Below are 9,969 nucleotides of genomic sequence, written 5' to 3' on the forward strand. Positions count from 1 at the left end.
GGCGCTGCAAAGGTGAAAGCCTTGGAATACATGGCTTCCAGCCGGTTCCAGCGTCCCGGCCAAACAACAGACCGCACCGAATGCCGCGCATTGTAGCCGCAAGGTGGCGGGCTGACACCTAACCGATTCGATGGGCCGAGCGACGGATCAGGCCGATCACCGGCAACAGTCCCACCAGCACCAGGGTCAGGGCCGGCAGCGAAGCCCGCGCCCACTCTCCCTCACTGGTCATTTCGAAAATCCGCACCGCCAGGGTGTCCCAGCCGAACGGGCGCATCAGCAAGGTGGCGGGCATTTCCTTGAGCACATCGACGAACACCAGCAGGGCGGCGCTCAAGGTCCCGGGTAGCAGCAGCGGGAGATACACTTTGAAAAACAGTCGCGGGCCACCGACTCCCAGGCTGCGGGCGGCTTCCGGCAGTGACGGGCGGATGCGCTCCAGGCTGGTTTCCAGGGGGCCGTAGGCCACGGCGATGAAGCGCACCAGGTAGGCCAGCAACAAGGCGCAGAGGCTGCCCAGCAACCAGGGCTTGCCAGCTCCGCCCAGCCAGGCGGACAGCGGGATCACCAGTTCGCGATCCAGGTAGCTGAAGGCCAACATGATCGACACCGCCAGCACCGACCCCGGCAAGGCGTAGCCCAGGTTGGCCAGGCTGACGCCCGCCTGGATGCCCCGGGTCGGCGCCAGGCGCCGGGCGAAGGCCAGCAGCAAGGCCACGCTGACCGTTATCAGGGCCGCCATGCCGCCCAGGTACAAGGTGTGGACGATCAGGCCGGCGTAGCGCTCGTCCAGATCGAAGCGCCCACGCTGCCAGAACCACGCCAGCAGTTGCAGCAGCGGAATCACGAAGGCGCAGGCGAACACCAGCAGGCACCAGCCACTGGCCGCCAGCGCCTTGAATCCCCGCAGCTGGTACAGGGCCTTGCCCCGAGGGCGCTCGTTGCCGGTACGGCTGGCGCCCCGGGCACGCCGCTCGCCGTACAGCACCAGCATCACCGCCAGCAGCAACAGGCTGGCCAGCTGCGCGGCGCTGGACAGGCTGAAGAAGCCGTACCAGGTCTTGTAGATGGCCGTGGTGAAGGTGTCGAAGTTGAACACCGCCACCGCGCCGAAGTCCGCCAGGGTCTCCATCAACGCCAGGGCCACGCCGGCGCCGATGGCCGGTCGGGCCATGGGCAGGGCCACGCGCCAGAAGGCCTGCCAGGGCGATTGCCCGAGCACCCGCGCGGCCTCCATCAAGCCCTTGCCCTGGGCCAGGAAGGCACTGCGCGCCAGCAGGTAGACGTAGGGGTAGAACACCAGCACCAGCACCAGGATGACCCCGCCGGTGGAGCGCACCCTGGGCAGCCGCAGGCCACTGCCGAACCACTCCCGCAACAGGCTTTGCACTGGCCCGGAAAAGTCCAGCAGGCCGACGAAGACGAAGGCCAGCACATAGGCCGGGATCGCGAACGGCAGCATCAGCGCCCAGTCCAGCCAGCGCCGCCCGGGGAATTCGCAGAGGCTGGTGAGCCAGGCCAGGCTCACCCCGAGCAACGTGACCCCGACGCCGACCCCGAGCACCAGGGTCAGGGTATTGCCGAGCAGGCGCGGCATCTGGGTCTCCCACAGGTGGGACCAGATCTGTTGGTCGACCGCCTGCCAGGAAAACAGCAGTACGCTCAGCGGCAGCAGGACCAGGGCCGCGACGGCAAAGACCAGGGGATACCAACGACGTTGGGCGGGATGGGCCACAAAAAGCTCTCGGGCAGATTGAACAGACAAAAATACTGGTGCAAGACACGCGTGGCGAGGGAGCCGCCCCAAGGGTTGCAGACCCACTCCGACAGTTGACTCACGAAATCAGGGTTTGCCAGCGCCGCGCGCTGAAGCGGGAGCACGCTCCCTCGTCACAAAAAGCTGGGCCGCGAAAGAAAACGCCCCGCAAAAGCGGGGCGCAGTATAACGGTAGGCTCAGTTCCAGCCAGCGCGGTCCATCAGGCGGATGGCCTCGGCCTGGCGCTTGCCGGCGATTTCCACCGGCAGGGTATCGGCCACGAACTTGCCCCAGCTGGCGACTTCGGCGGACGGCGCCACCGCCGGGTTGGCCGGGAACTCCTGGTTGACGTCGGCGAAGATCTTCTGCGCTTCAGGAGTGGTCATCCATTCCACCAGCGCCTTGGCGGCCTCCGGATGCGGTGCATGCTGGGTCAGGCCGATTCCCGACAGGTTGACGTGCACTCCGCGATCGCCCTGGTTCGGCCAGAACAGCTTCACCGCCAGGTTCGGTTTCTGCTTGTGCAGGCGGCCGTAGTAGTAGGTGTTGACGATACCCACGTCGCACTGGCCGGCGTTGATGGCTTCCAGCACGGCGATGTCGTCGGAGAACACATCGGTGGACAGGTTGTTGACCCAGCCCTTGAGGATTTCCTCGGTCTTGTCCGCGCCGTGGGTCTCGATCAGGGTGGCGGTCAACGACTGGTTGTAGACCTTCTTCGCAGTGCGCAGGCACAGGCGGCCTTCCCATTGCTTGCCGGCCAGGGCCTCGTAGGTGGTCAGCTCGCCCGGCTTGACCCGCTCGGTGGAGTAGGCCAGGGTCCGCGCCCGCAGGCTCAGGCCGGTCCAGGCGTGGCTGGAAGAGCGGTATTGCAGGGGAATGTTGCTGTCGATGACCTTGGAGGTGAAGGGCTGCAGGATGCCCATCTGCTCGGCCTGCCAGAGGTTGCCGGCGTCCACGGTCAGCAGCAGGTCGGCAGTGGCGTTCTCGCCCTCGGCCTTGATGCGCTGCATCAGCGGCGCTTCCTTGTCGGTGATGAACTTGATCTTCACCCCGGTCTTCTGGGTGTAGGCATCGAACACCGGCTTGATCAGCTCGTCGATACGCGAGGAGTAGACCACCACTTCGTCGGCGGCCTGGGCGGTGCCGGCGATGAGGGTGAGTGCCAGGGCGGTCAGTAGACGCTTCGGTGCCAACATGGGAGCAGTCTCTCGTATGCAAAGTGAGGCGAAATGATAAGGACTCCCATTTGCTGGCTCAACCGAACCCGGAGCCGAGGAGTAACCAGATGTTGCGCGGGCAGCCTTGCCCTGTGCGGCGGCGCCTGCTCGTCATCGGCAGGCACCTCCCTGGACCCGGATCACTCGGCCCGGGCCAGATCCGGCAGGTCGCCACTCAGGCCCAGTGCCTGGCGCACGAACAGGGCCTTGGCCTCGGGCATCTGGTCGACCACCTTCAGGCCGGTGTTGCGCAGCCAGCGCAGCGGCAGCGGATCGGCCTGGAACAGCCGCTCGAAGCCCTCCATGGCGGCCATCAGCGCCAGGTTGTGGGGCATGCGCTTGCGCTCGAAACGGCTCAGCACCTTGACCTCGGCCAGGCGCTCGCCACGTCCGGCGGCCTCCAGCAACACCTGGGCCAGCACCGCGGCATCGAGGAACCCGAGGTTGACCCCCTGCCCCGCCAGCGGATGGATGGTATGGGCCGCATCGCCGATCAGCGCCAGGCCCTCGGCCACGTAGCGCTTGGCATGGCGCTGGCGCAGCGGCACGCAGAGCCGTGGATCGGCGCCAAGCACCTGGCCCAGGCGCCCTTCGAAGGCCCGCTCCAGCTCGGCGCAGAAGCGTGCGTCGTCCAGGGCCATCAGGCGTTCGGCCTCGGTGGGCGTGGTGGACCAGACGATGGAGCACCAGTCGTGCTGCCCATCCCGCACCAGGGGCAAAAAGGCCAGCGGGCCGGTGTCGGTGAAGCGCTGCCAGGCCGTCAGTTGGTGGGGCTGGCTGCTGCGCACGCTGGTGACGATGGCGTGGTGCAGGTAATCCCATTCGCGAGTAGCGCAACCGGTGAGGCGGCGCACCGCCGAGTTGGCGCCGTCGGCGGCGACCACCAGCGGCGCCCGCAGGCTCCGGCCGTCGGCCAGGGTCAGCAGCCAGTCGTCGCCGGAACGGCGCATCTGCTCCAGCCGGGCATCGGACAGCAAACCGATATCGCACTCATGCAGGCGTTCGAGCAAGGCATCCTGGACCACTCGGTTCTCGACGATATGCCCCAATACCTCGGCATGCACGCTGGCCGCCGAGAAGTGGATCTGGCCGGTGCCGCTGCCATCCCAGACCTGCATGTCGCGGTAGGGACTGCTACGGCGCCGGGCAATGCCGTCCCAGGCGCCGAGGCGCTGCAGGATCCGCTGGCTGGCCGCCGACAGGGCACTGACCCGGGGCTCGAACGGCGCCTGCTGGTCGAAAGGCTTGACACTCAGGGATCCACCGTCGAGCAGCAGCACTTCCAGGCCGCTGCCCTGCAACGCCAGGGCCAGGGCACTGCCGACCATGCCGGCTCCGACAATCAGCACATCTGCGCGCATTTCCATGCTTTAGGCCTGTCTCGCTTGCGGCTTGAGCCGCACATAAAGGGTTTTGTCGACCCGCGCCACCAGGGTGCCGGAGCCATCGTGAATCTCGACCTGCAACTGCGGCAGGTACTTTTCTCCGCCAGCGGTATGCTGGCGGATCTGGTCGATCAGGGCCTGGTCGATGCTGAACCGGGCGAACACCGGGCCCTTGCCCGGTGCGATGAAGTCGATGGCCGCGGCCTTGTCCCAGACGATGTAGTCGCGTCCCAGGTTTTCCATCAGCATCAACATGAAGAACGGGTCCACCATCGAATACAGGCTGCCGCCGAACTGGGTGCCGACATAGTTGCGGTTGTACCAGCCCAGGCCCATGGACACCCGGACCTCGCGAAAGTCTGCGGCGATATGGCGAATCCGTACTCCTGCGCCGAAGTAGGGCGGGTACAGATTCAACACCCAACGCAACAGGCGTGCCTTGCCGACACGCCGGGCCAACCCGTCACGCATCCGGGCGAACACCCAGGCCCATGGCCTGGCGGGCGAACCAGCGCTTGGCCGGCGGCAGCAGGTCCAGGCCGAGCAAGCCGAGGTTGCGCCCTAGCGACAGCAGCGGCAGCTTGCTGCCGAACAGCCGCGTGACCTGGTCGGAGAAGCCTACGGTCAGGTCCTGGTCGAGGCGCTGGCGCTCGCGATAGGCCTGCAGCACCGAGAAGTCGCCCGGCGCGCGTTCGCTGCCGAGCAGGGCATCGGCGAGGGCCTGGGCATCGCGCAGGGACAGGTTGAATCCCTGGCCGGCGATCGGGTGCAGGCTGTGGGCGGCGTTGCCCAGCACCACCAGGTGCGGGCGCACTTGTTCCTCGGCCTCCACCAGGGAGAGCGGATACAGGTGCCGGGCGCCCACTTGCTTGAGAGTGCCCAGGCGATAACCGAACACTCCCTGCAATTCGCTGAGAAAGCTGCGTTCGTCCAGCGCGGCCAGGCGCTGGGCGTCCATGCCCTGGCGGGTCCAGACCAGCGCACAGCGGTTTTCCGGCAGCGGCAACAAGGCCATGGGCCCGTCGTCGGTGAAACGCTCGAAGGCCATGCCGCCATGGGCTTCGCTGGGGGTGATGTTGGCGATCAGCGCACTCTGGTTGTAAGGGCGCTTGCGAACCCCGATGCCCAGTTGCTCACGCAGGCTGGAGCGCCCGCCATCGGCCAGCACCGCGAGGTCGCACTCAAGGGTGGTCTCGTCATTCAGGGTCAGGCGGTAGCCGCCTTCCAGGGGCTCCAGGCGGGTGACCTCGGCCGGACAGCGCCAGCTGATCACGTCCTGGTCCAGCCCTTGCCACAGGCACTGGCCGAGCCAGGCGTTCTCCACCACGTAACCCAGGGCCGGGACGCCCTCTTCCATGGCCGACAGCCGCGCCGTGGAGAAACGACCACGGTCGGACACATGGATCTGCTTGATCGGCTCGGCGCGCCGGGAGATTGCCTGCCACAGGTCCAGGCGCTGGTAGATCTGTCGCGCGCCGAAGGACAGCGCCGAGGAGCGCGCGTCATAGCTGGGCTGGAAACTGTCGCCAGGAGCGAAGGGTTCGATCAGCACGATCTTCCAGCCCCGGGCCTTGGCCCCGGCTTGCAGGGCCAGGGCCAGGCTGGCGCCGACCAGGCCGCCACCGATGATGGCGAGATTGACCCGACTCATGACGCCTGGCCCCGGGCGGCGGCCATCAGCGCCTCGATCTCGGCCACGCTCTTGGGCACGCCGCCTGTCAGAATTTCACAGCCCTGCTTGGTCACTACCACGTCGTCCTCGATGCGCACGCCAATGCCGCGCCACTTCTTCGCCACTTGCTGGTTGTCCGGGGAGATGTAGATGCCCGGCTCCACGGTCAGCGCCATGCCGACCTCCAGCACCCGCCACTCGCCGCCGACCTTGTACTCGCCGACATCGTGTACATCCATGCCCAGCCAGTGCCCGGCACGGTGCATGTAGAACGCCTTGTAGGCTTCGCTGGCGATCAACTCGTCAACATTGCCTTCCAGCAGGCCCAGCGTCACCAGGCCGGCGGTGATCACCCGGACCGTCGCTTCGTGAGCCTGGTTCCAGTGCTTGTCCGGGGCGATCTCGGCGAAGGCGGCCTCCTGGGCGGCCAGCACCAGCTCGTAGATCGCCTTCTGCTCCGGCGAGAACCGACCATTGACCGGCCAGGTGCGGGTGATGTCGCTGGCATAGCAGTCGATTTCGCAGCCGGCGTCGATCAGCACCAGGTCACCGTCCTTGAGCACGGCATCATTCTGCTGGTAGTGCAGGATGCAACCGTTGCGCCCGGCCGCGACGATGGACCCGTAGGCCGGCATCTTCGCCCCGCCCTTGCGGAACTCGTAGTCCAGCTCGGCCTCCAGGCTGTACTCATGCAACCCTGGACGACTGGCCTGCATCGCCCGGATATGCGCCTGGGCGGAAATCCGCGCGGCCTCGCGCATCACCTTCACTTCCGCCGCCGATTTATACAGGCGCATATCGTGCAGCAGATGATCCAGGGCAACGAATTCGTTCGGTGGCTGGGCGCCCAGGTGGGCCTTGGAACGGATCACGTTGATCCACTCCATCAGGTGCCGGTCGAACTCGGGGTTGCTGCCCATGGCCGAATAGACCCGGTCACGCCCCTCGATCAGCCCCGGGAGGATGTCGTCGATGTCGGTGATGGGAAAGGCATCGTCCGCGCCATAGTCGCGGATCGCCCCCTCCTGGCCCGCCCGCAGGCCATCCCAGAGCTCGCGCTCGGCATTGCGCTCGCGGCAGAACAGCACGTACTCGCCATGCTCGCGACCGGGCATCAGCACGATCACCGCCTGGGGCTCGGGAAAGCCGCTGAGGTACTGGAAGTCGCTGTCCTGGCGGTAGACGTGCTCCACGTCGCGATTGCGAATGGCCACGGCCGCCGCCGGCAGGATCGCGATGCTGTTGGGCTCCATCTGCGCCATGAGCGCCTTGCGGCGCCGGCTGTATTCAGCTTTCGGGATATGGATCATGGGCAGGCCCGGTCCCTGTCAGGTCAATGCAGAGAAGGCTTGGCAGCCGGTGCGCCGGCCTTGTTGGTTTCGGTGAACAGCAGCAGCGGCGCGACCCGCAGGTACTCCATCACTTCCATGTAGTCGTTCTCACCGTCGTCGGATTCTTCCAGCGCGTCCTGGACCTGGGCGATGGCTGCAAGGTCCTGCAACACTTCCGTACCTTCGGTGCTCAGGGCACTGCTGTCGCGGAAGTTGAGGCCGAAACCGGAGAGGAAACCCTGGCACCACTGGCCAAGGGCGGTGGCACGCTGGGCCAGCGGAGCATCGTCGCTGGGCAGCAGCAGGACCACGGTCATGTCGTCGCTGGTGAGCTCGCCCTTGACCATTTCCTGCAGGCCGATCAAGGCGTTGCGTACGTTTTCCTGAGGTTCGCCTTCGAGCAGCTCGGCAGCGTCCACCAGCCAGCCGTCGACTTCAAAGCCGGCGCCGGCGCAACTGCGCCCCAGCAACAGGCCATGCAGCTCGGCGGGAGAAACAGAATGACCGCTGCTGCTGAGCAGGGTGGCGAAGGCATCGTAAGGGGAGTTCTGAATGGGCATGGGCAGCTAGGCGCCAAGCGGCGCAATGTCTAGAATGAAGGCCTTGTATCGTAGGGCGTGTCATCATTCATTGCCAGCGTCGCGTTGTGCCCTGCGCCCCGTCACAACGGTCCGCGGGGCCTTGGGTGACGGACAGTTTGCCGAGCGGACAGCACCGGATGCGCCGGGGCTGTCCCGCCAGTTGCCACTCATCAGATCAAATTCAGTGGGACACAATGGAAGACACCGACCTGCACGCACTGATGGCCAGACTCGAACTGCTGATTACCCGGGTCGAGCAACTAAAGAGTCAAAACGCACTCTTACTAGCTCAGGAAAAGACCTGGCGCGAGGAACGCGCGCACCTCATTGAAAAAAACGAAATCGCCCGGCGTAAGGTCGAATCGATGATTTCGCGCCTCAAGGCCCTGGAGCAAGACTCATGAGTTCAAGCAATAGCGTTACCGTGCAGATCCTCGACAAAGAATATTCGATCATCTGCCCCCAGGAAGAACGCAGCAATCTGGTGAGCGCCGCCCGTTACCTGGACGGCAAGATGCGCGAGATCCGCAGCAGCGGCAAGGTCATCGGCGCCGACCGGATCGCAGTCATGGCCGCCCTCAACATCACCCACGACCTGCTGCATCGCCAGGAGCGCCCGGACGTGCAGGCCAGCGCGACTACCCGCGAACAGGTACGCGACCTGCTGGAGCGGGTCGACCTGGTCCTGGCGACAGAATCGGACGCAAGCAAGGCTGATTCCTGACAGCGGTTGCGTTATACTCCCGCCACTCCCTGGGGTGCTTGCCAGTTGGCGATGTCCCTGAGCCGATTTGCACTACCCTGGAAGTTGCACGTTGGGCTGGTGTGCATGTCCGCTAGACGGAAAGCCTTAAAGCCTGCTGCATCTCCCGCCTTGAACTCTCGGGTTCAAGGGCTAAGTCGACAGCGGTTCGCCTGGGGAGCCTGAATCATCGATCAATGCCAGTTATCCATGCTGGCATTGGTTTTTCCGGGTAGGCTGTCCTGCCATCCCGACTTGCAAAGCCTCCTCCATGACCGAACCTGCGCTGCCCTCCCGCCCGCAACTTCGCCGCATGCTGCGTAAAGCCCGTCGCTCCCTGACACCCGCCCAGCAGCGCCAGGCCGCCCGTGGGTTGTATCGGCAGTTGGCGCAGGATCCGGTATTTCGTCGTGCGCGGCATCTATCGCTGTACCTGCCCACCGACGGTGAAATCGACCCGCGCCTGCTGTTGCGCGCCGCCCAGCGCCGGGGCAAGGCCACCTACCTGCCGGTCCTCAGCGCCTGGCCCCGGACCAAGATGGTCTTCCAGCGCATTCGTCCGGGCGAGCAACTGCGGCCCAATCGCTTTCGCATTCTCGAACCCAGGATCAATGTCGCCCGCCAGCGCAAGGTCTGGGCCCTGGACCTGGTGCTGTTGCCGCTGGTGGGGTTCGATGAAGAGGGAGGACGCCTGGGCATGGGCGGTGGATTCTACGACCGCAGCCTGGCCTATCTGGCGCGCCGGAAAACATGGCGCAAGCCGAAGCTGCTGGGGCTGGCCCATGAATGCCAGAAAGTCGGAAAACTGGATCAGGCCAGCTGGGATGTGCCGCTGCAGGGCACGGTGACCGATCGGGGATGGTACGGCGCCCGCTAGGCGCCGCATTCTATCGACGCTGACTCAGCGCTTGAGGGGTTGCTGCTGTTGTGCGATCTCGACCGGAGCATCGGTCTTGCTGGCCCATAGGCTCTGTGCATAACCGGTGGTCACAACGCCCAAACCGAACAAAATAACCAAAATCCATAGCAAATCCGGTTGGCGTTTCATCGATTGCCCCCCCTCAGGCAAATCACACACGCTGGCGGCACGGCATCCATAACAAGCCATGCGGCAGCGTCAAGCTTAAAATCCCGGCATTTTGCGATAACGTGAACCGACACGCAAATGCTGGCGTCAACCGACCGTCGGTTTGTCATAAAATTGCCAGATCACCCGTTCATCCACCTTGTCGGAGGGCAAGCGCATGGCCTATTGGCTGATGAAATCCGAGCCGGACGAGC

General features: G+C 65.3%; 11 protein-coding genes and 1 other RNA gene. 4 read left to right on the plus strand and 8 right to left on the minus strand.

The window, feature by feature from the left end:
* Positions 1 to 118 precede the first annotated feature (118 nt).
* From ACK6AU_RS24020 to ACK6AU_RS24050, 7 genes are all read right to left on the minus strand, one after another.
* A complete protein-coding gene (locus ACK6AU_RS24020) occupies positions 119 to 1,735 on the minus strand; it encodes an iron ABC transporter permease (RefSeq protein ID WP_185696956.1) in 1,617 nt (538 codons plus the stop codon).
* Positions 1,736 to 1,954: 219 nt separating this feature from the next.
* The gene (locus ACK6AU_RS24025) at positions 1,955 to 2,956 is read right to left on the minus strand and encodes an extracellular solute-binding protein (RefSeq protein WP_409301822.1); all 1,002 of its coding nucleotides are present in this window, start codon (positions 2,954 to 2,956) and stop codon (positions 1,955 to 1,957) included.
* Positions 2,957 to 3,117: 161 nt separating this feature from the next.
* The gene (locus ACK6AU_RS24030; RefSeq protein ID WP_409301831.1) at positions 3,118 to 4,338 is read right to left on the minus strand and encodes a 2-octaprenyl-3-methyl-6-methoxy-1,4-benzoquinol hydroxylase; all 1,221 of its coding nucleotides are present in this window, start codon (positions 4,336 to 4,338) and stop codon (positions 3,118 to 3,120) included.
* A 9-nt stretch (positions 4,339 to 4,347) separates the two neighbouring features.
* The gene (locus ACK6AU_RS24035) at positions 4,348 to 4,833 is read right to left on the minus strand and encodes a DUF4442 domain-containing protein (protein WP_409301824.1); all 486 of its coding nucleotides are present in this window, start codon (positions 4,831 to 4,833) and stop codon (positions 4,348 to 4,350) included.
* Complete coding sequence (ubiH, locus tag ACK6AU_RS24040; protein WP_409301826.1) at positions 4,826 to 6,013, minus strand: 2-octaprenyl-6-methoxyphenyl hydroxylase; 1,188 nt, start codon at positions 6,011 to 6,013, stop codon at positions 4,826 to 4,828. Before ubiH ends, ACK6AU_RS24035 begins: the two co-directional genes overlap by 8 nt.
* The gene (gene pepP / locus ACK6AU_RS24045; protein WP_185696953.1) at positions 6,010 to 7,344 is read right to left on the minus strand and encodes a Xaa-Pro aminopeptidase; all 1,335 of its coding nucleotides are present in this window, start codon (positions 7,342 to 7,344) and stop codon (positions 6,010 to 6,012) included. The genes ubiH and pepP overlap by 4 nt, the downstream gene beginning before the upstream one ends.
* A 23-nt stretch (positions 7,345 to 7,367) precedes the next feature.
* On the minus strand, positions 7,368 to 7,925 hold the full coding sequence (locus ACK6AU_RS24050; protein WP_022641750.1) for a YecA family protein: 558 nt from the start codon (positions 7,923 to 7,925) through the stop codon (positions 7,368 to 7,370).
* 215 nt (positions 7,926 to 8,140) lie between these two features.
* Between ACK6AU_RS24050 and ACK6AU_RS24055 the strand changes: the two genes are divergently transcribed.
* The 4 genes from ACK6AU_RS24055 to ACK6AU_RS24070 all read left to right on the plus strand — a co-directional run bounded on the left by ACK6AU_RS24055 (position 8,141) and on the right by ACK6AU_RS24070 (position 9,565).
* Positions 8,141 to 8,350 (plus strand): TIGR02449 family protein, encoded by a 210-nt coding sequence (locus ACK6AU_RS24055; RefSeq protein WP_011064144.1) that lies wholly within the window; start codon positions 8,141 to 8,143, stop codon positions 8,348 to 8,350.
* Positions 8,347 to 8,670, plus strand: a complete 324-nt coding sequence (locus ACK6AU_RS24060) for a cell division protein ZapA (RefSeq protein WP_185696952.1) — start codon at positions 8,347 to 8,349, stop codon at positions 8,668 to 8,670. The genes ACK6AU_RS24055 and ACK6AU_RS24060 overlap by 4 nt, the downstream gene beginning before the upstream one ends.
* Positions 8,671 to 8,693: 23 nt before the next feature.
* Positions 8,694 to 8,872, plus strand: a non-coding RNA gene (gene ssrS / locus ACK6AU_RS24065) — 6S RNA.
* Positions 8,873 to 8,959: 87 nt separating this feature from the next.
* Complete coding sequence (locus ACK6AU_RS24070; protein WP_409301829.1) at positions 8,960 to 9,565, plus strand: 5-formyltetrahydrofolate cyclo-ligase; 606 nt, start codon at positions 8,960 to 8,962, stop codon at positions 9,563 to 9,565.
* A 24-nt stretch (positions 9,566 to 9,589) separates the two neighbouring features.
* Here the strand turns inward: ACK6AU_RS24070 and ACK6AU_RS24075 are convergent, their stop codons facing one another.
* Positions 9,590 to 9,736 (minus strand): hypothetical protein, encoded by a 147-nt coding sequence (locus ACK6AU_RS24075; RefSeq protein WP_164485043.1) that lies wholly within the window; start codon positions 9,734 to 9,736, stop codon positions 9,590 to 9,592.
* Positions 9,737 to 9,969 lie beyond the last annotated feature (233 nt).

Source organism: Pseudomonas sp. KCJK8993 (assembly GCF_046230915.1).
Lineage (GTDB): Bacteria > Pseudomonadota > Gammaproteobacteria > Pseudomonadales > Pseudomonadaceae > Aquipseudomonas > Aquipseudomonas piscis.